At 30.1% G+C, this 21,950-nt stretch carries 21 protein-coding genes and 1 pseudogene; 11 read left to right on the forward strand and 11 right to left on the reverse strand.

Annotated elements, in window-relative coordinates; genetic code table 11:
• Window positions 1-161: 161 nt before the first annotated feature.
• Window positions 162-2,564, forward strand: a complete 2,403-nt coding sequence (locus FP421_RS06320; RefSeq protein WP_159948728.1) for a helix-turn-helix domain-containing protein — start codon at window positions 162-164, stop codon at window positions 2,562-2,564.
• Between the two features lie 183 nt (window positions 2,565-2,747).
• The gene (locus FP421_RS06325; protein WP_159948730.1) at window positions 2,748-3,119 is read left to right on the forward strand and encodes a VOC family protein; all 372 of its coding nucleotides are present in this window, start codon (window positions 2,748-2,750) and stop codon (window positions 3,117-3,119) included.
• Between the two features lie 10 nt (window positions 3,120-3,129).
• On the opposite strand, the gene FP421_RS06330 is transcribed toward FP421_RS06325, so the two are convergent.
• From FP421_RS06330 to FP421_RS06340, 3 genes are all read right to left on the reverse strand, one after another.
• Window positions 3,130-4,584 carry an ATP-binding protein gene (locus FP421_RS06330; protein WP_159948732.1) on the reverse strand — a complete coding sequence of 485 codons (1,455 nt, stop codon included), beginning with the start codon at window positions 4,582-4,584 and terminating at the stop codon, window positions 3,130-3,132.
• Between the two features lie 143 nt (window positions 4,585-4,727).
• Window positions 4,728-6,413 (reverse strand): single-stranded-DNA-specific exonuclease RecJ, encoded by a 1,686-nt coding sequence (gene recJ / locus FP421_RS06335; RefSeq protein ID WP_159948734.1) that lies wholly within the window; start codon window positions 6,411-6,413, stop codon window positions 4,728-4,730.
• Window positions 6,414-6,431: 18 nt separating this feature from the next.
• Window positions 6,432-6,857 (reverse strand): OsmC family protein, encoded by a 426-nt coding sequence (locus FP421_RS06340; protein WP_159948736.1) that lies wholly within the window; start codon window positions 6,855-6,857, stop codon window positions 6,432-6,434.
• Window positions 6,858-6,941: 84 nt separating this feature from the next.
• On the opposite strand from FP421_RS06340, the gene FP421_RS06345 reads away from it, so the two are divergent.
• The gene (locus FP421_RS06345; protein ID WP_159948738.1) at window positions 6,942-7,544 is read left to right on the forward strand and encodes a carboxymuconolactone decarboxylase family protein; all 603 of its coding nucleotides are present in this window, start codon (window positions 6,942-6,944) and stop codon (window positions 7,542-7,544) included.
• 12 nt (window positions 7,545-7,556) lie between these two features.
• Here the strand turns inward: FP421_RS06345 and FP421_RS06350 are convergent, their stop codons facing one another.
• Complete coding sequence (locus FP421_RS06350) at window positions 7,557-7,901, reverse strand: HopJ type III effector protein (protein WP_159948740.1); 345 nt, start codon at window positions 7,899-7,901, stop codon at window positions 7,557-7,559.
• A gap of 116 nt (window positions 7,902-8,017) precedes the next feature.
• Here FP421_RS06350 and FP421_RS06355 point away from each other — a divergent pair, with 116 nt between their 5' ends.
• The 3 genes from FP421_RS06355 to FP421_RS06365 are packed head-to-tail and all read left to right on the forward strand — an operon-like array spanning window position 8,018 to window position 9,466.
• Window positions 8,018-8,533, forward strand: coding sequence for an RNA polymerase sigma factor (locus FP421_RS06355; protein ID WP_159948742.1), 516 nt, complete (start codon window positions 8,018-8,020; stop codon window positions 8,531-8,533).
• The gene (locus FP421_RS06360; protein ID WP_159948744.1) at window positions 8,514-8,942 is read left to right on the forward strand and encodes a hypothetical protein; all 429 of its coding nucleotides are present in this window, start codon (window positions 8,514-8,516) and stop codon (window positions 8,940-8,942) included. Before FP421_RS06355 ends, FP421_RS06360 begins: the two co-directional genes overlap by 20 nt.
• A 29-nt stretch (window positions 8,943-8,971) precedes the next feature.
• On the forward strand, window positions 8,972-9,466 hold the full coding sequence (locus FP421_RS06365; protein WP_159948746.1) for a hypothetical protein: 495 nt from the start codon (window positions 8,972-8,974) through the stop codon (window positions 9,464-9,466).
• 83 nt (window positions 9,467-9,549) lie between these two features.
• Here FP421_RS06365 and rsmI read toward each other — a convergent pair whose 3' ends face one another.
• On the reverse strand, window positions 9,550-10,227 hold the full coding sequence (gene rsmI / locus FP421_RS06370) for a 16S rRNA (cytidine(1402)-2'-O)-methyltransferase (protein WP_159948748.1): 678 nt from the start codon (window positions 10,225-10,227) through the stop codon (window positions 9,550-9,552).
• A gap of 2 nt (window positions 10,228-10,229) precedes the next feature.
• A pseudogene (locus FP421_RS06375) lies at window positions 10,230-10,589 on the reverse strand (cupin domain-containing protein).
• Between the two features lie 101 nt (window positions 10,590-10,690).
• Here FP421_RS06375 and aspS point away from each other — a divergent pair.
• The 3 genes from aspS (at window position 10,691) to FP421_RS06390 (ending at window position 15,051) form a co-directional block, all read left to right on the forward strand.
• Window positions 10,691-12,445, forward strand: coding sequence for an aspartate--tRNA ligase (gene aspS / locus FP421_RS06380; protein WP_159948750.1), 1,755 nt, complete (start codon window positions 10,691-10,693; stop codon window positions 12,443-12,445).
• 44 nt (window positions 12,446-12,489) lie between these two features.
• Complete coding sequence (locus FP421_RS06385) at window positions 12,490-13,197, forward strand: DUF6503 family protein (RefSeq protein ID WP_159948752.1); 708 nt, start codon at window positions 12,490-12,492, stop codon at window positions 13,195-13,197.
• 78 nt (window positions 13,198-13,275) lie between these two features.
• On the forward strand, window positions 13,276-15,051 hold the full coding sequence (locus FP421_RS06390) for a chloride channel protein (RefSeq protein WP_159948754.1): 1,776 nt from the start codon (window positions 13,276-13,278) through the stop codon (window positions 15,049-15,051).
• On the opposite strand, the gene FP421_RS06395 is transcribed toward FP421_RS06390, so the two are convergent.
• Window positions 15,048-15,572, reverse strand: coding sequence for a hypothetical protein (locus FP421_RS06395; RefSeq protein ID WP_159948756.1), 525 nt, complete (start codon window positions 15,570-15,572; stop codon window positions 15,048-15,050). The two genes, FP421_RS06390 and FP421_RS06395, sit on opposite strands and share 4 nt — an antisense overlap.
• Window positions 15,573-15,722: 150 nt before the next feature.
• Complete coding sequence (gene glpQ, locus FP421_RS06400; RefSeq protein WP_159948758.1) at window positions 15,723-16,697, reverse strand: glycerophosphodiester phosphodiesterase; 975 nt, start codon at window positions 16,695-16,697, stop codon at window positions 15,723-15,725.
• A 68-nt stretch (window positions 16,698-16,765) separates the two neighbouring features.
• Here glpQ and FP421_RS06405 point away from each other — a divergent pair, with 68 nt between their 5' ends.
• A complete protein-coding gene (locus FP421_RS06405) occupies window positions 16,766-16,984 on the forward strand; it encodes a hypothetical protein (RefSeq protein ID WP_236548059.1) in 219 nt (72 codons plus the stop codon).
• Here the strand turns inward: FP421_RS06405 and FP421_RS06410 are convergent.
• Window positions 16,981-17,943 carry an endonuclease/exonuclease/phosphatase family protein gene (locus FP421_RS06410; protein WP_159948762.1) on the reverse strand — a complete coding sequence of 321 codons (963 nt, stop codon included), beginning with the start codon at window positions 17,941-17,943 and terminating at the stop codon, window positions 16,981-16,983. The two genes, FP421_RS06405 and FP421_RS06410, sit on opposite strands and share 4 nt — an antisense overlap.
• A gap of 261 nt (window positions 17,944-18,204) precedes the next feature.
• Here FP421_RS06410 and hflX point away from each other — a divergent pair, with 261 nt between their 5' ends.
• Complete coding sequence (hflX, locus tag FP421_RS06415; protein ID WP_159948764.1) at window positions 18,205-19,416, forward strand: GTPase HflX; 1,212 nt, start codon at window positions 18,205-18,207, stop codon at window positions 19,414-19,416.
• 421 nt (window positions 19,417-19,837) lie between these two features.
• Here hflX and FP421_RS06420 read toward each other — a convergent pair whose 3' ends face one another.
• Together FP421_RS06420 and FP421_RS06425 are read right to left on the reverse strand one after the other, a co-directional pair.
• The gene (locus tag FP421_RS06420) at window positions 19,838-20,953 is read right to left on the reverse strand and encodes a CNNM domain-containing protein (RefSeq protein ID WP_159948776.1); all 1,116 of its coding nucleotides are present in this window, start codon (window positions 20,951-20,953) and stop codon (window positions 19,838-19,840) included.
• Between the two features lie 82 nt (window positions 20,954-21,035).
• Complete coding sequence (locus FP421_RS06425) at window positions 21,036-21,941, reverse strand: DUF3078 domain-containing protein (protein ID WP_159948778.1); 906 nt, start codon at window positions 21,939-21,941, stop codon at window positions 21,036-21,038.
• Window positions 21,942-21,950: the final 9 nt, after the last annotated feature.

Consider the following 21,950-nt stretch of genomic DNA (forward strand, 5'->3'; position numbering starts at 1 on the left):
AAGTCCGCCAAATTCTTTTTATTTAGCTTTAAAATAAAAAAGTTTTTAGATGAATACTTCATCGAAAATTAATAACTAATTGTTGCATCACAACATTGAATATAAGCATCATTTTTTTAGTAAATAATTTTTAATTATTTACCTTGCATCAAAAAGCTAAAATGCCAAAAAATCCTGAACTAGAACTTGCTTTCGACTTTATTAATAAAACAGACAGAAACCTGTTTATTACAGGAAAAGCAGGGACAGGAAAAACTACGTTTTTACACAAAATTAAAAACGAATCTTTAAAAAGAATGGTTATTGTGGCTCCAACTGGTGTTGCCGCTATTAATGCAAAAGGAGTTACCATTCATTCTTTCTTTCAAATGCCTTTTGGCCCTATTCTACCTAACCAGATTGCCAATACCAATCAACAGCGCAAATTCTCTAAAACTAAAATTGATATAATCAAATCTTTAGATTTAGTAATTATAGATGAAATTTCTATGGTTCGTGCAGATTTGTTAGATGGTATAGATCAAGTGATGAGGCGTTATAAAAACCGAAACAAAGTATTTGGTGGTGCACAGGTTTTAATGATTGGCGATTTGCAGCAACTAGCACCTGTAGTGAGACCCAATGAATGGAGTTTATTGCAACAATATTACAATACCGTTTATTTCTTCAGCTCAAAAGCATATCAAGAAGCCAATGTAGTTTCTATTGAATTGAAGCATATTTATCGTCAAAAAAATGAAGATTTTATCAAAATTTTAAATGAAATTAGAAACGATAATTTATCCTCAGCATCTGAAGAAATTTTAAACAAAAGATACAACCCTAGCTTCTCTCCTACTAAAGAAGAAGGTTACATTACCTTAACCACCCATAACAAAAGAGCAAACACCATTAACAGTTCTGAACTTAACAAACTCAAAAATAAAAGCTACTTTTTTGATGCAGAAGTTTCTGGTAAATTCAATGAAAACTCTTTTCCTAATGACCAAAAATTGGAATTAAAAGTGGGTGCACAAGTGATGTTTATCAAAAATGATTCTTCACCAGAAAAAAGATATTTTAACGGTAAAATAGGAATCATTACTGATATTTCTAGAGAAAATGTAACCGTTCAATGTGCTAATGAAGTGGATGAAATTGTCACAGAAAGAGAAAACTGGGACAACGTAAATTATTCCATCAACGAAGAAACTAAAGAAATTAAAGAAGATGTAATTGGTTCTTTTTCTCAAATTCCATTAAGATTGGCTTGGGCAATTACCATTCATAAAAGTCAGGGATTAACCTTTGAAAAAGCCATTATAGATGCAGAAGCCTCTTTTGCGCACGGACAAACTTATGTGGCTTTAAGTAGATGTACTTCTTTAGAAGGTTTGGTCTTAAAAACGCCAATTTCTAGTAATGCCATTATTAATGACAGTACTGTAAGTTCATTTAACGAAAGTGTGGAAGAAAATCATCCTGATGAAAAAGAATTATTACAATCAGAAAAAGAATTTCAACTCAATTTAATTGCTGAATTGTTCGATTATCAACCATTCTTATATCCAATTACACGTTTAATAGATATCTTTTACAAAAATCAAACTTCTATTAAAGGTGATGTCATCGATCATTTACAAACCATAAAAGATGATGGAGTTGTTGCTTTAATGAAAGTTTCAAACGGATTTAAAAATCAGTTACAAAAACTTTCTGAAGCCAATATTTTACCTGAAAACAGCTCTCAAATTCAAGAACGTTTTACAAAAGGAGTAGATTATTTTTTAAATCACACCAAAACAAACATTCAAAAACCTTTGGATGCCGTCTCATTTTCTACAGATAATAAAGCCGTAAAAAAGGATTTTTCAAAACAGTTTGATAGCTTACAAGAAAAGTTAGAGGAAAAACTATTTGCGCTACAAAAAATTTCGGATGGCTTTAAAGTAAAAGAGTATTTGCAAGTAAGAGCAGATTCCGTTTTGCAAAAAATAGAACCAAAAAAGAAGAAAAAATTATCATCTAAAAGAGATCCTTTATTGGCTTTAAAATTACGAGAATTACGAGACGAAATTAGAATTGCAGAGAACATACCAGCATTTCAAATCTTTACGCAAGAAACCTTGTACGCAATGTGTGATGCTCTACCAAGGTCTGAAAAAGAGTTATTAAAAGTAAATGGAATGGGGAAAATCCGTGTAAAAAAATACGGAGAAGAAATTCTAGAAGTTATTGAAGCTTATTGTCAAGAAAATGGCATTAACAAATTCAATGAACAGAAAAAAGAAGACAAGAAAAACACAAAACAAATTACATTTGAGTTGTTCAAGTCTGGCTTATCTCCTAAAGAAATTGCCAAAGAACGTAGCTTAACGTTAAATACTATTCAAAGTCATTTAATGACTTTTATTACAACTGGTGATGTTGATATTTTAGAACTCATTCCATTAAGAAAATACAAAAAAATCATGAGTCAAATCGAAGAAGTAGAGTTTAAAAACCTTACAGAACTCAAAGAAAAAGTAGATCAATCTTTTACTTATATGGAATTAAGAATGGTACTGTTATCTATTGAAAATTAATTGAATATAAACGTAAGGTTTATAAAAACACTCGTCTAATAAAGTGTAATAAGAACTTTCTTATCACATCTTTTTCATAGCAATTTTCCCGCTTCTAATTTTAGGAGTGGGTTTTTTATGAAAACAAATCTTCATTAAAAATAATTTTATAACTTTAAAAAATCAACCAAAACATTTTTAAAGATGAAATTAGGAGCCATGTCCATCAGTTTAGCAGTAAAAGATATCCAGAAATCGAAAACGTTTTATGAAACTTTAGGTTTTACTGTTTTTGCAGGTCAAATAGAGAAAAATTATTTAATACTCAAAAACGGAAATGCTTTGGTAGGTTTATTTCAAGGAATGTTTGAAAATAACATTTTAACTTTTAATCCTGGTTGGGATGAAAGCGCCAACAAGTTGGATGATTTTGATGATGTAAGAGACATCCAAAAACACTTAAAAGCAAATCATATAAAACTAGAAAGGGAAGCTGATGCAAGCACTTCTGGTCCAGCAAGTGTTGTCTTTTTCGATCCAGATGGAAATACTATTTTAATTGATCAGCATGTTTAGGTTGAGAGATTTAATGATTAATTGTCATAGGATTGCTTATTTTTCTATCAATCGCATTTTTACCAACTGTATAACAATAAATACTACTTGGTGTAAAATCGTAAGTTAAGCCATCATCTTCTTTAATTTCTTCAATATCTAAAGTTGTAACTAAAGTTCTATCTAATTTATTTTTAAGGCAAAATGATTTAAGGTTAGATAATTTTTGTAAACTTTTTACAAATCTATTACTCCACTTAATTTCAACAGCCCATAATGGCTTTTGTTTTTCGTTAGATAAACTAACAATATCTACTTCGCCGTTTTTCCATCTTGCATAATATGGAGTGAATCCAGTATTATGCCCCCATTGTGAAAAAATGGCTGTTTCTACCATATTACCTATAAAGTCATCATCTTTTTTTAGAGGTGAAAACAACGCACTTCTTAAAGATGGATTAGTTAAATATATTTTAAAAGAAGTAGCTCTCTTAAATTTTTTAGAGTTTTGATCTATTTTATTTATAACTCTAATTAAAAAAGCAGCTTCTAAATATTCTATATATTTTTTTATAGTATTTTTATCAACTCCAGAACTAATTGCAAGTTGTTGATATGTAAATTCGTTACCCGAATTATAGGCTATTGTTGTAAATAAAGAATTTAATTCTTGAACATCTTTAATTCCATACAAACTTGGTAAATCTCTTAGCAAAACTTTATCAATAATATCATTTCTTATATACCTTCCTGGATCAGATTGAATTTCAGCAGATAATGACACCTCAGGATAACCACCATAATTAATGTAATCAACAAAATGGTTATTTAATAGATCAATTTTATCCGTTTGATAATAATTCCCAATTATTCCTTTCCACTCTTTCTTTTTTAAGTTAATTAAATGTGAAAGATTTTTTAAATCAATATATTCGTGAAAGGTTAAAGGAGGTAACATAAAATCAGTAAATCGTCCTGCACCAGACTCAATGCTTTTAAGTTTTAACGCAGCTGCCGCTGACCCAGAAACAATAAATTTAATTTTATGATAAGAATCTACAAGGGTTTTTAAATGTACTTCCCAATTTTTTAAATATTGAATTTCATCAAATATTAAGTAAAGTTCTTCTGATGATTGTTGTTCTGTTATCTCTAAAAAGTGAAGCAACATTTCTTCTAAAGAAAGACCATTGTATATTGGGTTTTCAATTGATAAATAGCATATTTTCTTAGGGGAAATCTTATGGTTTATCAAATCTTGTACAAGGTGGAAAAGCATTACTGTTTTACCAACTCTTCTTGGTCCCATTAGAACTACTGCTCTTTTTATATTTTTTTCATAAACAAGAGGTGAAAAAAGCTTAAAATATAACCTTCTTTTCATTTTAGAATAATAAGAATCAATTTCTTTTGAAACCCACCAAGGGTTTTCAAACTCGATTTTATTTCTTATTTGTTCTTTTGAAAAAGCTTTTAAAGATTTCATTATAGAGTGAATTAATTAATCCTACAATCAAATATAGTCAAATAAGATTAATTGATTCACCTTATTAGGTTTTTAATTGTTTTAAACCTATAAACACCTGTTTATAAGGTTTTTGTATTTTAAGTTTTAGGTTAAATAAGAATTTATTTCAAATCTTTCAACAACAATTGTAAAGTTTTATACCCATTCCACTCGTTTTCATCTAAAGCATAAACAATATCAAAATCGTTTTGTACATAGTCCATTTTATCACCTAAATTAAAACCAATAGCATTATAAGTAGTTTTATTATCACCTTGAAAAACATTGAGTTTTAAATGGGTTTGCTCCTTCCCTACTTTTTTACCATAGCCATTATCTCTAACACAAGTACTTTTAAAAACGGGTTTCATATTCTGTGGTCCAAAAGGCGCCATTTGCTGAATAATTCTAAAGAATTTTGGAGTAATTTCAGAGAGTTCTATTTCGGCATCAATCGATATTTCTGGAGTTAGCAGTTTTTTATCTATAGTTTTTTCTACAACTTCTTCAAACTTATTTTTAAAATTGACGTAATTTTCTGGCAATAAAGTAAGTCCAGCAGCATATTTATGACCGCCAAATTGTTCAATAAATTCTGAACATTCTTGCAGTGCGTTATAGACATCAAACCCTTTTACAGAGCGTGCTGAGGCTGCTAATTTATCTCCGCTTTTTGTAAAAACTAAAGTTGGTCTGTAATACGTTTCTATTAATCTAGAAGCAACAATACCAATAACACCTTTATGCCAATTTTCATCGTAAACAACTGTTGTAAAACGTTGTTCTTCTTCATTATCAATAATCTGAATTAACGCTTCATTAGTAATTTTTTTATCCAAATCTTTTCGATCTGCATTAAAAATTTCAATTGCTGCCGCAAATTCTATAGCCGAATCAAAATCCATTTCAGTTAATAATTCTACAGCATAATTTCCGTGTTTCATTCGTCCAGCAGCATTGATTCTTGGTGCTATAATAAACACAACATCTGTAATAGTTAACTCAGTTTTTTTAACTTGATGAATAATGGCTTTAATTCCGTTTCTGGGTTGTTGATTAATTACTTGCAAACCAAAATAAGCCAATACACGGTTTTCACCATTCATAGGCACAATATCAGCAGCAATGGCAGTAGCTACTAAATCTAAATAAGGTACAAAATCTTCAATAGTTTGATTGCGTTTTGAACCCAAAGCCTGAATCAATTTAAACCCAACTCCACAACCACACAATTCGTCAAAAGGGTAGCTACAATCTTTTTGTTTCGGATTTAAAACTGCGACGGCATCAGGAATTTTATCTCCTGGTTTGTGGTGGTCGCAAATGATAAAATCAATATTCTTCTCATTTGCATACACTACTTTTTCAATAGCTTTTATTCCACAATCTAAGGCTATAATTAGCGAAAAATCATTGTCTTGAGCAAAATCAATTCCTGCATAAGAAACTCCATAACCTTCTGCATATCTATCTGGAATATAAGTAGCAATATTAGGGTAAATTGTTTTTAAATACGAAGAAACCAAAGATACAGCTGTGGTGCCATCAACATCATAATCTCCATACACTAAAATATTTTCATTATTGGAAATTGCACGTTCAATTCTATCAACAGCAGCATCCATATCCTTCATTAAAAAAGGATTATGAATGTCTTCTAAATTGGGTCTAAAAAACTTTTTTGCAGCATCAAAAGTTTCAATATTTCTTTGACAGAGTATTGATGCTATTGTCAAGTCCACCTGAAGTTCGTTTGCTAATTTCTGTACTTTTTCTTTTTCTGGTTTAGGTTTTAGTGTCCATCTCATAGCAATTCTGAGTTTATTTTAATTTTCGTGCAAGTGAATTTCTGTTTCAACATCAGCAAACTGTCTAAACATTTCCATTACACCACAATATTTTGTGACTGATAAATTTACAGCTTTCTGAATTTTTTTAGGCTGTAAATCAGCATCCGTAAAATGATAATCAACTTTTACTTTGTTATAAAATTTTGGATGTTCATCTGTCAATTCTGCAGTGACTTCAATTTTAAAATCTTCAACTTCAGCATGCATTTTCTTTAATAAAGAAACCACATCTAAACCAGAGCATCCTGCCAAAGAAGAAAGCATCAATGCTTTGGGTCTAAACCCTTCTCCTTTACCACCATTTTCTTCTCCTGCATCCATAAAGAGATTTAACCCACTTGGATTATCAGATTCAAATTGCATGTTTTCTTTCCAGATAGTTGTTACAATATTTGTTGCCATATTTTTATTTTATTATAGATTGATGTCTTAAATTGTCATTTTTTACAAAAGTAAGCACAATATTAAACTTAAAGATATAAAAATATGGCATTAGTAACACCTTTAGGAGCAGAACACGATTTAGAAACAAAAAAATTAGCAGAATTTTTTAATGAAACTTTGGGTTTTTGTCCCAATTCTGTTTTAACAATGCAACGTAGACCTGCAATTTCTAAAGCTTTTATCAATTTGAATAAAGCAGTTATGGCAAACGAAGGTAGAGTTACATCTGCTTTAAAAAGGATGATTGCATGGGTTTCTAGCAACGCAACAGGCTGTAGGTATTGTCAAGCACACGCTATTAGAGCTGCTGAACGTTATGGTGCAGAACAAGAACAATTAGATAATATTTGGGAATATAAAACACACCCTGCTTTTTCTGACGCTGAACGTGCTGCATTAGATTTTTCATTGGCAGCTTCAATGGTTCCAAATGCAGTGAATGCTGATATCAAAAAAGAATTGTATAAATATTGGGATGAAGGTGAAATTGTAGAAATGTTAGGTGTAATTTCTTTATTTGGATACTTAAATCGCTGGAATGATTCTATGGGTACAACTTTAGAAGAAGACGCCATAGATTCTGGAAATCAATATTTAGGAAAACATGGTTTTGAGGTTGGCAAACATGATGGTTCTAAATATTAATAAAAATAATATTTACACTTTCAATTCTAAAGTTTTGGTTTTAAAAGATAAAGTTTCAAAACCAGTTTTCATAAAGTTTCTAATATTTTGATGTGAAGTTCCGCTTATATCATTTAAAACACTTTGATAATGTTCTCCAAAACAGCTCAAAGTTTCTTCTTTTGTGAATTGTTGATGGATTGCAAAAGCAAACAACTTGCAAGAACCTAAATTTTCACCTATTTTATTTTCAATTTCTCCATTGGTAAAAGCTGTTGGGGTAAAATTGTAGTTGTCTTCTATTACTTGCATTGTCTCTGCAAATGTAATTTGTAATGGAGTTGTTTTTAGCTTGGTTAAGAATTGTTTTAATGTCATTTAGTATTTTTTTTTAGATCAAATTTAAACCAAACTGAAGACTTTTTTAATTGTATATTAAAGAAAAATGAGATTCTTTGTTATGAAAACCTTCACTTTTACGTTATATCTATAGAATGAACAAACAAGATTTTAAGCTTATCGTGTTTTCCTTGTCAGAACGTATTTATCCCATGGTGGCAAGGTTACTTGGAGGGAATCAAAATGTAGAAGATGCTATTCAAGAAATAATGTTAAAACTATGGGAGAAAAGAAATCAGGTTGCAAAACATCCTAACATTAAAGGATTGGTATTCTTAACCGCTAGAAATCATTGTTTAGACATATTACGTAAAAAAAAACTTGAGTTAGAAGATTCAACAAATCATTTAAAAGTTTTAAAATCTTCTAACAATCAAACTGATTTAGAGTGGCATGAATTAAATACTATTATTCAAGAAATTCTAAAAAAATTACCAGAACAACAGAAAGAGGTTTTTGTAATGCGAGATCTTGATGGTTACGAATTTAAAGAAATTGCAGCTGCATTAGCAATAAAAATTGAACATGTTCGAGTTTTAATATCAAGAGCAAGAAAGTTTATAGGAGTATCATTAGAAAAAAAATATCATTATGAGCGAGGAAAATATTAATAATATCATCCAGAAATATGAAGCAGGTAAATCATCTTTAGTAGAAGAAAAGATTTTATTTAACAATGCTGATGAAGCTAATGAAAATCTTAAAACTTGGGCTACTTATGTAAAAAGAAACCAAGCTAAAGTTCCTGAAAATTTAAATGAAAAATTATGGAAATCTTTTGAAGACAAAACCGCGAAAAAGAACAATTTTAAACTTGGTTTTGTTTCTACTGCTGCTTCAATTGCATTAATTATGTCTTTTTATTTGTTTAGTAGAAGTGATAACAAACTTCGCCAAAATGAAAAAGAAGCGTTATTAAATGAAGCCAAAAACATGTTTCAAGATTCCATAGAAAACAACCCTATTCATCGAATTTTACTCGAAGATGAACTAGTGATTGTGTACACCAAAATAGAGTAAAAACAGTGATTAATATTTAAATGAGAAAAATGAGAAAAATAGTATGCACTCTTATTGTAATGACGTTTTCATTATCAATAGTTCAAGCTCAAACAGACAATGAGAAAAAAGAAAGAATTTACATTAAAGTTAAAGATGGTAAAAAACCTGATATTTATGTTGATGGTAAAAAATTTGACTTTCCTATTGAATTGATAGATGAAAGTAAAATTGCGTCTATGATGGTTTTAAAAAAACAAGATGCCATAAAAAAATACAATGCTCCTAATGGAGTAATATTGATTAAAACAAAGGGAGTAAAAATAGCTGAACGTATTTACTTAAAATACCCTAAGAAATCAAACATTTATTCTGATAAAAATGCTCCTATGGTAATTATTGACGGAAAAGTTTCTAATCAAAAAACATTAAAAAAACTTCATACTAATGACATTGAAAAAATCGAAGTTCTTAAAGATGAAAAAGCAATGAAAAAATACAATGCTCCTAATGGTGTCATTGTTATTACTACCAAGAAGAAGTAATTTATTGAAATTTACTCTTATAAGAATCTCCAATTAAATAAAACTTAGTAAGTTTTTGTTTAGTTGGATTTTTTTTAATCAATTTATTTTGAAGAATTCCCTTCAACAACAATAACAATCTCTCCTTTTGGAGGTTTTATAGTATAGTGTTTTAAAACTTCTGTGGCAGTTCCCCTTATAGTTTCTTCGAACAATTTTGTTAACTCTCTAGAAACAGATACTTTTCTATCTGCTCCAAAATATTCTACAAAATGGCCTAACGTTTTAATTAATTTATGTGGCGATTCATAAAAAATCATGGTTCTTGATTCTTCAGCAAGAAGATTCAAGCGTGTTTGTCTCCCTTTTTTAACGGGCAAAAACCCTTCAAAAACAAACTTATCGTTAGGTAAACCAGAATTTACCAAAGCTGGCACAAAAGCTGTTGCCCCAGGCAAACATTCTACATCAATACCATGTTCAACGCAAGCTCTTGTTAGCAAAAAACCAGGATCAGAAATAGCTGGAGTTCCTGCATCAGAAATTACTGCACAAGTTTCACCACTTTTTAAACGATTAAGAATTCCCTCTACAGATTTATGTTCATTGTGCATATGATGACTGTGCATTTGTGTTCCAATCTCAAAATGTTTTAACAATTTACCACTAGTACGTGTGTCTTCTGCTAAGATAAAATCGACTTCTTTAAGAACTTTAATCGCTCTAAAAGTCATGTCTTCTAGATTACCTATAGGTGTTGGCACTAAATATAGCTTACTCATAATTAAATACTTTCATAATTTTTAACAGTAATATCTGCTAGAACATCACCAGTATGTTTTGTTGATAGGGGTTCAAATAATAAAACGTGAACTTCTTCTTTGGCTACAGGTTTATGTTCTACTCCTTTTGGTACAATATAAAACTCGCCTTCATTTAAAGTAATTATCTTCTCTCTCAACTCAATTTCTAAAACACCTTTTATCACTAAGAAAAACTCATCTTCATGATCATGAGCATGCCAAACAAATTCGCCTTTTAGTTTTGCTAATAAGATTTGTTACTTATTTAATTCACCTATTTTTTTAGGTGACCAATAATCAGAAAACAGGTCAAGTTTCTTTTGAATATTAACTACGCTCATGAAACAAATCTACAAAGAATTTCTAGGAATAAATCAGTAATAAAAACAATCCATTTTTCTTTAAAAATGATTAATTTTGCAGCACATTTAAAAGAAAGAAAATGTACAGAAGTCATTCTTGTGGTGAGTTAAGAGCATCACACATCAATACAGAAGTTACTTTAGCAGGTTGGGTTCAAAAAAGTCGTGACAAAGGTTTCATGATTTGGGTAGATTTACGTGATCGTTACGGAATTACCCAATTAATGTTTGATGAAGAACGCACTCCAAAAGCAATGATGGAAAAGGCAAAATCACTAGGTAGAGAATTTGTGATTCAGGTTACAGGAACCGTTATTGAACGTGAATCTAAAAATAAAAATATTGCTACAGGTGAGGTTGAAGTGTTAGTTTCTAAATTAGAAATTTTAAACGAAGCAAAATTACCGCCTTTTACGATTGAAGATAAAACTGATGGTGGAGAAGATATAAGGATGAAATACAGGTATTTAGACATACGTAGAAATCCTGTAAAAGACAGTTTGATTTTTCGTCATAAAGTAACAATGGAAGTTCGTAAATACTTGTCTGACCAAGAATTTATAGAAGTTGAAACTCCATATTTAATAAAATCTACACCAGAAGGTGCTCGTGATTTTGTGGTTCCTAGTAGAATGAACGAAGGTCAATTTTATGCCTTACCTCAATCACCTCAAACCTTTAAGCAATTGCTAATGGTTGGTGGAATGGATAAATATTTTCAGATTGTAAAATGTTTTAGAGACGAAGATTTACGTGCTGATAGACAACCAGAATTCACACAAATTGACTGTGAAATGGCGTTTGTTGAGCAAGAAGATATCCTAAATATTTTTGAGGGATTAACACGTCATTTATTGAAAGAAATTAATGGTATTGAAGTAGATAAATTCCCAAGAATGCTGTTTGATGATGCCATGCGTTTGTACGGTAATGACAAACCAGACATTAGATTTGGTATGGAGTTTGGTGAACTGAATGAAGTTACGCAACATAAAGATTTTGGCGTTTTTAATAACTCAGAATTGGTAGTTGGAATTGCAGTTCCTGGTGGGAATGCATACACAAGAAAACAAATTGACAATCTTATCAAATGGGTAAAACGCCCACAAGTAGGCGCTTTAGGAATGGTATATTGTAGAGTAAATGAAGATGGATCTTTTAAATCTTCAGTTGATAAATTCTACAATCAAGAAGATTTGGCAAAATGGGCTGAAGTTACCAATGCTAAAGCTGGTGATTTAATTTGTATTTTATCTGGTGAAACCAATAAAGTAAGAGCACAATTGTCTGCATTACGTATGCATTTAGCAGAAGAGTTAGGCTTACGTAAACCAAATGAATTTGCACCACTTTGGGTAATTGATTTTCCTTTATTAGAATTGGATGAAGAAACTGGGCATTACCATGCTATGCATCATCCATTTACATCACCAAAACCTGGTCAATTAGAATTATTAGACACAGCTCCAGGAGCAGTAAAAGCCAATGCTTATGATTTGGTGTTAAATGGAAACGAAATTGGTGGAGGTTCTATAAGAATTCATGATAAAGAAACTCAAGCTACTATGCTAAAGCATTTAGGTTTTTCTGAAGAAGAAGCAAAAGCACAATTTGGTTTCTTAATGGATGCTTTTGAATACGGTGCACCACCTCATGGAGGTTTGGCTTTTGGTTTAGATAGATTGGTTGCCATTTTAGGTGGACAAGAAACTATTAGAGATTTTATAGCGTTTCCAAAAAATAATTCTGGTAGAGATGTTATGATTGATGCTCCTGCATTTATAGATGATGATCAATTACAAGAATTAAATTTGAAATTAGATATTCAAGAATAAGTTTTAAATCCCGCTTTTGCGGGATTTTTTATTACTTTTAAGTTATGAAAAAACTAACTCTATTTTTACTGCTTTTATGTTCAACAATTTCTTTTTCTCAAGAAATGTCAGGAAATGATTTGTTAGAAAAAGCCATTCAATTTCATGATCCATATAAGAATTGGGAAACTTTTAATGGAGTCTTATTAGTAACTATGGAAACACCTAATAAACCAAATAGAATTAGCAATATTTCTATTCACTTACCTAAAGAATATTTCTCTGTTTTAGCAAAAAGAGACACTATTATTACAGAATATACTGTCAGTAAAAACGAATGTATTGCAGCCTTAAACGGTAATAAAAACCCTTCAGAAAAACTTAAAAAGAAATATAATTTAAACTGCGAACGAGCAAATTTGTATAAAAATTATTATACGTATTTGTATGGTTTACCGATGAAATTAAAAGATAAAGGAACCATCATTCATCAAAAAGTAGAGAAAAGAAAGTTTAAAGGAAAAGAGTATTTAGTTTTAAAAGCAACTTATACAAAAGAAGTTGGACAAGATACTTGGTATTTCTATTTCAACCCTAAAACCTATGCAATGGAGGTCTATCAGTTTTTTAAAGAAGCTGAAGATAGTGGAGAATATATATTATTATCGGGTTTAGAAACAATTAATGGTGTAAAAATGCCAAAAGTAAGGTCTTGGTATTACAATAAGGATAACAAATACCTAGGAACTGATATTTTATCAAAAACAAAATAATTGTTAAAGCAAGTATACGCAGTGATTTCCTTTTTAGTTAGAGGTTCTTTTGTTTACATGTAATAACAGAAAATAAAAATGCAATCAACCAAAAACATATTTAAAAAGATATTAATATGGAGATACAAACATATTTCCGAGCGTCAGTTTGTTTATGTTTTGAGCATTTTAGTTGGTTTTTTAGCTGGTTTTGGAACCGTAATTTTAAAAAACTTTACGCACTATATTCAGCTTATACTGACGATAGATTTTTTACAACGCTATCAAAATTCAATGTATTTTATCTTTCCAATAATTGGTTTGCTTATTGTGGCAATCATCAAAAAAACATGGTTAACAAAACATATTGGTCACGGTATTTCTACAACACTTTATGCAATTTCTAAACGTAAAGGAATTATTCCAAAATATAATATTTATGCATCATTATTAACAGCACCGCTTACTGTTGGTTTTGGAGGATCTGTTGGATTGCAAGGACCTGCAGTTAGTGCTGGTACAGCTTTGGCATCTTACACGTCAAAGTTATTTCACATGAATACCAAAACACGAATGTTATTAATTGGCTGTGCCACAGCAGGCGCAATGTCTTCTATGTTTAAAGCCCCCATTGCTGGTATTGTTTTTGCTTTAGAGGTATTTAGCTTAGATATTGCTTTTGTATCACTTGTACCTTTATTATTAGCTTCTGTTGCTGCTATTGTAACTTCTTATTTATTTTTAGGCTCTGATGTATTGTTAGGTTTTGAGTTGAATGATAAATTTGAAATCAGTGAAATTGGTTTTTATGGAATTTTTGGGATTGTAACAGGTATCGTCTCTGTATATTTTTCTGTAGTGTATTTTGCAATTCGAAAATTCTTTTATCAATTTGAAAAACGTTTTACTAGATTAATTATTGGTAGTGTAATTATCGGTGTAATTTTATATGTAATGCCTGCTTTATATGGTGAGGGTTATGGATTGATAAACAACCTACTAAAAGGAGATCATATTGCTGCTATTGGAAATACTCCTTTCAATTTCAATCACGATAATATCTGGATTGTAATTTTGCTTCTATTATTAATAACTGCTTTTAAAGCTATTGCTATGAGTACTACTTTTGCTGCTGGTGGAGTTGGTGGAATTTTTATTCCAACATTGGTAATGGGAAGTGCTTTAGGAAACGCATTTGCTAAAATTATTAATAGTTTAGGGTTCCAGGTTTCTGAGGCAAATTTTACATTAATTGGTATGACAGGTTTAATGGCTGGAGTTTTACATGCTCCATTAACCGCAATATTCTTAATTGCTGAAATTACTGGAGGTTACGATTTATTTGTACCGTTAATGTTGGTTGCAGCCATTTCGTTTTCTATTACAAAATACTTTGTTTCTAATTCAATTTACACCTATAAATTAGCTCAAAGAGGGGAGCTCATCACACATAATAAAGACAAAAATGTGATGATGATGATGCAAATTGATAGTTTAATTGAAACCAATTTCAAGCCTGTTCAACCTCAAATGTTGTTAGGAGAAATGTTAAAAAAAGCAGTGGCTACCTCTGCAAGAAATATTTTTCCAGTGATTAATAATGATCAACAGTTTTTAGGAATTGTGTTGTTGGATGATATTCGTCCTATAATGTTTGATACAGAAATGTATAAGAGTATTACTGTAGAGGCAATTATGAAATCCGCACCCGAAATTATTCAAGAATCTGAAGCTGTAGAAACTGTAATGGAAAAATTTAAAACTAGTGGTGCATGGAATTTACCCGTAGTAAAAGGTGGAAAATATATTGGTTTTATCTCTAAATCGAAATTACTAACAGCTTACAGAAATAAATTAGTAGAGGTTACTGCTTAACTCCAAGGCTCTTCATTAGTCTCTAATCGCTTTTGACTTTTTATCACAAACTTTGAAGTCAACTCTTTTTCTCCAATCAATAAACAAGTGTAAAGTAAGAAGATTAATTTAATATAATCCTCATCAACAACCAAGAGTTTTACATATTCATTTTCAGAAAAGGATTCATCTATTTCTGCGATTTTAACATCGTCTTTGTAAATAGATTTTTTGTTTTGATAATGAACTCTAATTTCATAATTGCCAGACAACAATTCTATTTTAAAAATAGTATTTCTTATATTCTGAGAAATTAAATAAGACTTATCACTAACATTTCTGTAGATTAGATAAACCATTCGCCATTTCCAAAATTGAAACCTTTTAGTTACAGAATAAATCAGTTTGTTATTTACATCATGAATCTCTGCACAAGTCTTACCAAATTCCATAAACCAATAAGAACTAAATAAAAGTTCTTGTTTTTTTGGCTCAAAAATTTCTAATTTATTGTTTTTCTGATGTATATAAAAATGTTTCAATTTCATAGTATTGAAAATATACACCAAATTTAGTTGTTGTATTTTGAGTTTCCAATATTTAGAGAGAAAAATACGGTTAGATATTCATAAAAAAACGATATACTTTTTATGATAATGATAAAAATAAAAAAATAAAATTTCTATAAAAAATTACTCTCTTAAGAAATTAACCACTATATCAGGGAAATCTGTAAAAACACCATCAACATTTGCTTCAATTAAGAAGGTTTGCATCATTTCTTTAAAAGTTGAGAATTCTGCTAATTGGTCTGCTCTAAATGTATATGGATGTACTTTTAATCCTAATTGATGTGCATCAGAAACTAACGAAGTAAACGTATGTTTTTCATCAATAATTTCGCTTAGAATTAGTTTATACCATGGCCCAATTCCGTTAGCATACGTTGAAAAATGCTTGAGTTTTTTTGTGTCCTCTGGAAATTCAATCAATTGAACTAAAAACAATTCTGATTTTAAATCAACACGAATTCTTTCTAATTCTGTAGCATCAAAACATTGTAAAATACAATTGTCTTTTTTAGTTATGTAACCATAATCAGAAAGAACTTTTAAGACAATTTCGGTCAATTGTTTCCCTTCTTTTTGATGAAATACTGGTGCTTTAATTTCGGGGTAAATTCCAATATTTTTCCCAGTACTTTTATTCAACCCTTGAATTATTTCAATCTCTTCTTGCAATGAGTGTAATTTAAAATTCCCTTTGCCTTTTGGATACCGATTTTTGTAAACTTGCTGTCTTGTTTTAGGATTAAATCGTTCTGAAACTTGTAAGGTTTTTAATTCTTTAAAAGTAAAATCAATCACATAAAATCGATCATCTTTTCTCTTTCTATCTGGAAATTTTGTAGCTACATCAGTAACATCATCCAAATAAATATCATGAATAACAATAGGCACATTATCTTTACTCAGCACCAAATCTTGCTCAATAAAATCTACATTCATAGCAAAAGCCATAACTTTAGATTCCATAGAGTGTTCTGGTAAATATGCTGAAGCTCCTCTGTGTGCAATGACTATTTTTTTGTTCATTTTCATTTTGTTTTTAGGCTTTTCACATGAGAAAAACAACAAACCAATCAAAAATACTGATATTGATTTCATTTGATAAAAATTTATTTTTAAAGATATAACTTTTGTAATTTTGCAACATGAAGTTAGCGTTAAAAATAATGTTTGTCATCTTTATACTTTGGATGACCATTGGAGTTTTTCTCATTAAAACTGAACACGAAAAAGCTCAGATAGTAATGGGCTTAGGTGTCTTCTATTTTTCTTTTTTATTTATGCCTTTTTTTATCTACTACAGGTATAGAGATGGTAAATATAAAAAGTATATTCTTAATGATGAAAAACTAAAAAATGCTTTTAAAAACGTAGGCAAAGATTAATTTTTCTTCTTCAAAAAGGCATATACAGGAAAGTGGTCTGAAAATCCACCTTGATACCATTTACCAATATAAGTTCTAAATGGACTTCCTTTAAATTTACCTTTAAATACTTTCATCCATTTTTGATTAAAAACCTCAGCGTGTTTAAAATACAAAGCACCTTCTTTTTTCTCTAAAAAGTTTTTACTAAAAATAATTTGATCAAATAAATTCCATTTTCCATTGTAGGTCAATGAACCATTTCCTTTTGCCAGCAGACTTTCCATAGGATTAAAAAAGTCATTTTGCACTAAACATTGTTTTATGCTTTTGCTGGTTGGATCGTCATTAAAATCTCCCATAATGATAATTTTTGGGTCCATTTCTTTATCTCTAATCCTATCAATAATAGTTCTTGCGGTTTCTGCTGCTGTAATTCTTTTGTGTTCTGTTTCTGCTGCACCTTCTCTTCTAGATGACCAATGATTGACTAAAATATGGATCAATTCTCCTTTTAAATTACCACTAACCTTAAGTATATCTCTTGTATAGTCTCGAGCACCTTCTTCATCTTCTAAATACACAGGATAGGTCTCAGAATCTATCAATTCAAAAAATTGCTTGTTGTATAAGAGTGCTACATCAATACCACGTTCATCTAGAGAGTCATAATGCACAACCCCATAATGATGTTTTCTTAAATTAGAAGAGTTTGCTAAATCTGATACTACTTGGGCGTTTTCAACTTCAACCAAACCTACAATTGCTGGAGGTAATTTTGAACGATAAAAACCCAATTGAGAAATTACAGAACTCAACTTTTTTATTTTTAACTTATATCTTTTGTATCCCCATTTCTTTTTACCATTTTTAGTAAAATCATCATCCAATGTATTTGGGTCGTCTTTGGTATCAAATAAATTTTCAACATTATAAAACCCAACAGTTAAGGTATTATCTTCTTTTTTGAATGAAAACATAAAAGTGTCTTTAAATGTAAATGTACTAAAATTATAAGTTCAATTTATTAACTTAAAAGATATGTTTTCTTAACATGAAAATAGTCTAAATTAACTCTTTGAAGTATAATTTTGCCGTAATTGAAATAGAAACCAACAAACTAAAAAATAGGCTATAAGAAGAAACTTTGTACAAAAATGAATTTGAATTAATTAATAAACCCCAATTAGATTGGGGTTTTTTATGAATTTAAAATAGATAATTGCTTACTTTTGTACTCTATGATAGATCAAAAAGAAGCAACTTCTGAAAAAGCCGTTTTAATCGGAATTATTACACAACAACAAGACGAAGCAAAATCTGAAGAATATTTAGATGAGTTAGACTTTTTAACACAAACTGCTGGTGGTGTTCCTGTAAAACGTTTTGTACAAAAGCTAGAGAGACCCAATCCTAAAACATTTTTAGGAACTGGAAAGTTAGATGATGTTAGAGATTTTATTAAAACACATGATATTGGTACTGCAATTTTTGATGATGAACTCTCTCCTGCTCAATTAAGAAATATTGAGAAAATTTTAGATTGTAAAATTTTAGATAGAACTAATTTAATTTTAGATATTTTTGCACAAAGAGCACAAACAAGTTCTGCAAAAACACAAGTAGAATTAGCACAACACGAATACTTATTACCAAGATTAACAAGACTTTGGACTCACCTTGACAAACAAAAAGGTGGTATTGGAATGCGTGGACCTGGAGAAACTGAAATAGAAACAGATAGACGTATTATTCGTGATAAAATTGCCGTACTAAAAAAGCGATTGAAAACCATTGACAAACAAATGGCTGTGCAACGCAAAAACCGTGGAAAAATGGTACGTGTTGCTTTGGTGGGGTATACCAATGTTGGCAAATCTACCTTAATGAATGTTATTAGTAAGAGTGATGTATTTGCAGAAAACAAATTGTTTGCTACCTTAGATACTACTGTTCGTAAAGTAGTTATTAAGAACATTCCTTTTTTAATGACAGACACAGTTGGTTTTATTAGAAAATTACCTACACAATTGGTAGAGTCATTTAAATCTACTTTAGACGAAGTTCGTGAAGCAGATTTATTGTTGCATGTTGTCGATATTTCTCACCCTAATTTTGAAGACCACATTGCTTCTGTAAATACCATTTTGGACGATATCAATTGTGCAGATAAACCCACAGTTATGGTGTTTAATAAAATTGATGCTTACCAACATGAAACCATTGATGAAGATGATTTGGTAACCGAAAAAGGCAAAGAACACTATACCTTACAAGATTGGAAAAAAACATGGATGGGCAATGATAAAGCTGAATCTCTTTTTATTTCTGCAATAAATAAAGACAACTTAGATACCTTTAAAGAGACTGTTTATGAAGAAGTAAAGAAGATTCATATTCAGCGTTTTCCCTATAACGACTTTCTATATTATGAGTATAAAGAGGAAGAATAAACTTAAAATTGAATCTCACAATTGTAAAAAATAAAAGAAATTTAAAAAGCTTAAGTGTATTAGTTTCAAGAGGGTTTTATGATGGTTTTATTCATAAAGATAGATTTGAGTTATCAAGGAATAATTTCACCAATAATTATCTAATCGTTGGTTCTTTAAATGATAAAAAAGTTATAATCTCAAACTTGATATAAATCAACAATCAATTACTTACTCAAAACATTATTAGTTTTAGAATTCATTGTTATTATGGCCTTATTGATTAAAGGAATTTGGTTAATTCCTTTAATATTTGTCATAGTAAATTTAATTATTTACCTAAACTTTAGGCTTGTCAGAAAGAAAGAAAGAAAGAAAGAAAGAAAGAACTCAATTTTTTTTAGACCAACTATTCTCTTAAGCAAAGAAATAAAATTAAGAACTACTCTTCCTTTTCATCTTCAATAATTCCCATTTTTTTTGCGCGAGATTCCCAAGATTTTCTAGCATATAGTTGCAAGTCTGCTATGTTATCAGTTTCGTCCATAATTTCTAAGCCTAATAAAGTTTCAATAACATCTTCTTGAGAAGCGAGTCCGCTGACAGAACCATATTCATCCACCACTAAAGCAATATGTTCTCTTTCTTTTATTAGCTTATCAAACAAATCTGGAATTGATAAATCTTTTTTAGTAACCAAAATAGTTCTTTTAATACTTTCTAGTTTAGCCTCTCCTTTACCATCAATCAAAGCTTTGTACAAGTCGTCTTTTAAAAAGTAACCCGTAATTTCATCTGGATTTTCAGAAAAAAGAGGAATTCTAGAAAAACGTAAAGTTTTGTGAGCATCGTAAAAAGATTGAATGGTTTCACTTTCATCAGCTAGCTTTAAGACTGATCTAGGTGTCATAATATCATTAACTTGAATCTCTTTAAAACCTATTAAATTCCTAATAACTTTACTTTCATTTTCTTTAAAAACTCCATCTTTTTCAGCCATTTCTGTCATCACCAAAAAGCTTTCTCTACTTAGAATACTTCCATGACCTTTACCTCCAATTAGTTTTGTGGTTAATTGTAATAACCATAAAACACCTGTATATTTCAAAGGAAAAATCATCACTTTTAAGGCTTTAGAAGTAAAATTAGCCAATTGTTTCCAATAGGTTGCACCAATGGTTTTTGGAATAATTTCTGAGGCCACTAAAATTAAAATAGTCATAATTGTAGAAACAATTCCAACCATTACATCTTCAGTTATTTTAACACCTAAAATTGCTCTTTCAGAACTTCCATACATTTCAGCATAAGCCACTTTTGCTTGAACACCAACTAGAATTGCACCCACAGTATGAGCAATGGTGTTAATTGTTAAAATGGCAATAAGAGGTTTATCTACATCTTTTTTTAGAGTTTCTAACTCAGAAGCATATTCTTGACCTTCACTCTTTTTAATATTGATAAAAGTTGGTGTAATACTTAACAAAACAGCTTCTAAAATAGAGCATAAAAATGAAAAGAAAACAGAAACAATAGCGTAAATGATTAATAGCGTCATCTAAATGATTTTACGCAAAAATAACAAAATAAAAAACCTCAAGAATGACTTCTTGAGGTTAATCATTAAAAAAATACTTTTCTTAAAAGCCGTAACTTAAACCAAACAACCAAAAAGATTGCAATTTATTATCAGCAGCAGCTAAAGCAACACCTTGAGAATTAGCAGCTTCTTGTTGGTTGTTACGTAAACCAAATTCAAATCCTAATCCTATATTTTTCCAAACTTTATAACCTAAAGAGTTTGTCCAAGTCCAGTTAGATAAATCTCCGTCTTTATAACTTTGAAACATCGAAAAGTTAGATTTCACACTAATATTATGATGCTTTGCAGTATAGTCTGCAACTAACTTACCACCAGGAGAAGAGGTAAACACAGAACTTCCTTTACTAAAGATAGTATTATAATTGGCTGGATGTATCACTACTACTAATCTACTTGTTGGTGTCCAAGTAAAACCAACACCAAAATCTAAAAATCCTGGATTATTAAAATTATCGATTAAAGTGGTTCTATATTCTACTAAACCAGAAAGTGCCCATTTTTTATTTAATCTTCTACCATACAAAGAAGTTAATGTAAAAACATCTGTTGCTGTTTCGAAATCTCCGCTATCAGTAGAATCATCTTTATCGTCTAATTTTACCCAACCTAAATTTACGTTAGCAGAATTTCTCCAAAAGAATTTTTCTTGAATTAAGTTGGCATACCCATTTACAGTAACCCCAATATTACCTGCACTAACATTAGGTTCGTTTCTAGCAAACCAATTATTAAACCCAGAAAAACTTGCACCAATGGTTCCAAAAGCACCTTTTTTCCATCCTGGCAAAGCATCAATTTTAGATTGTAAGTCTTTTACTTCTCCTTGAAGTTTTTTAATTGATTCCTTTTTTGAATTTACTTCTTTTTTTAATTCATCTGCTGTTTGACCATTAGCAGAAAAACTGATACATACCAATAGTATTAAGATTGATAGTTTTTTCATTTTATATTA

Source organism: Polaribacter septentrionalilitoris, assembly GCF_009832745.1.
GTDB lineage: Bacteria > Bacteroidota > Bacteroidia > Flavobacteriales > Flavobacteriaceae > Polaribacter > Polaribacter septentrionalilitoris.

Coding starts and splice junctions, on each gene's coding strand:
- FP421_RS06320 (WP_159948728.1), top strand. CDS start 162: ATGCCAAAAAATCCTGAACTAGAACTTGCTTTCGACTTTATTAATAAA.
- FP421_RS06325 (WP_159948730.1), top strand. CDS start 2,748: ATGAAATTAGGAGCCATGTCCATCAGTTTAGCAGTAAAAGATATCCAG.
- FP421_RS06330 (WP_159948732.1), bottom strand. CDS start 4,584: ATGAAATCTTTAAAAGCTTTTTCAAAAGAACAAATAAGAAATAAAATC.
- recJ (WP_159948734.1), bottom strand. CDS start 6,413: ATGAGATGGACACTAAAACCTAAACCAGAAAAAGAAAAAGTACAGAAA.
- FP421_RS06340 (WP_159948736.1), bottom strand. CDS start 6,857: ATGGCAACAAATATTGTAACAACTATCTGGAAAGAAAACATGCAATTT.
- FP421_RS06345 (WP_159948738.1), top strand. CDS start 6,942: ATGGCATTAGTAACACCTTTAGGAGCAGAACACGATTTAGAAACAAAA.
- FP421_RS06350 (WP_159948740.1), bottom strand. CDS start 7,901: ATGACATTAAAACAATTCTTAACCAAGCTAAAAACAACTCCATTACAA.
- FP421_RS06355 (WP_159948742.1), top strand. CDS start 8,018: ATGAACAAACAAGATTTTAAGCTTATCGTGTTTTCCTTGTCAGAACGT.
- FP421_RS06360 (WP_159948744.1), top strand. CDS start 8,514: ATGAGCGAGGAAAATATTAATAATATCATCCAGAAATATGAAGCAGGT.
- FP421_RS06365 (WP_159948746.1), top strand. CDS start 8,972: ATGAGAAAAATAGTATGCACTCTTATTGTAATGACGTTTTCATTATCA.
- rsmI (WP_159948748.1), bottom strand. CDS start 10,227: ATGAGTAAGCTATATTTAGTGCCAACACCTATAGGTAATCTAGAAGAC.
- aspS (WP_159948750.1), top strand. CDS start 10,691: ATGTACAGAAGTCATTCTTGTGGTGAGTTAAGAGCATCACACATCAAT.
- FP421_RS06385 (WP_159948752.1), top strand. CDS start 12,490: ATGAAAAAACTAACTCTATTTTTACTGCTTTTATGTTCAACAATTTCT.
- FP421_RS06390 (WP_159948754.1), top strand. CDS start 13,276: ATGCAATCAACCAAAAACATATTTAAAAAGATATTAATATGGAGATAC.
- glpQ (WP_159948758.1), bottom strand. CDS start 16,697: ATGAAATCAATATCAGTATTTTTGATTGGTTTGTTGTTTTTCTCATGT.
- FP421_RS06405 (WP_236548059.1), top strand. CDS start 16,766: ATGTTTGTCATCTTTATACTTTGGATGACCATTGGAGTTTTTCTCATT.
- FP421_RS06410 (WP_159948762.1), bottom strand. CDS start 17,943: ATGTTTTCATTCAAAAAAGAAGATAATACCTTAACTGTTGGGTTTTAT.
- hflX (WP_159948764.1), top strand. CDS start 18,205: ATGATAGATCAAAAAGAAGCAACTTCTGAAAAAGCCGTTTTAATCGGA.
- FP421_RS06420 (WP_159948776.1), bottom strand. CDS start 20,953: ATGACGCTATTAATCATTTACGCTATTGTTTCTGTTTTCTTTTCATTT.
- FP421_RS06425 (WP_159948778.1), bottom strand. CDS start 21,941: ATGAAAAAACTATCAATCTTAATACTATTGGTATGTATCAGTTTTTCT.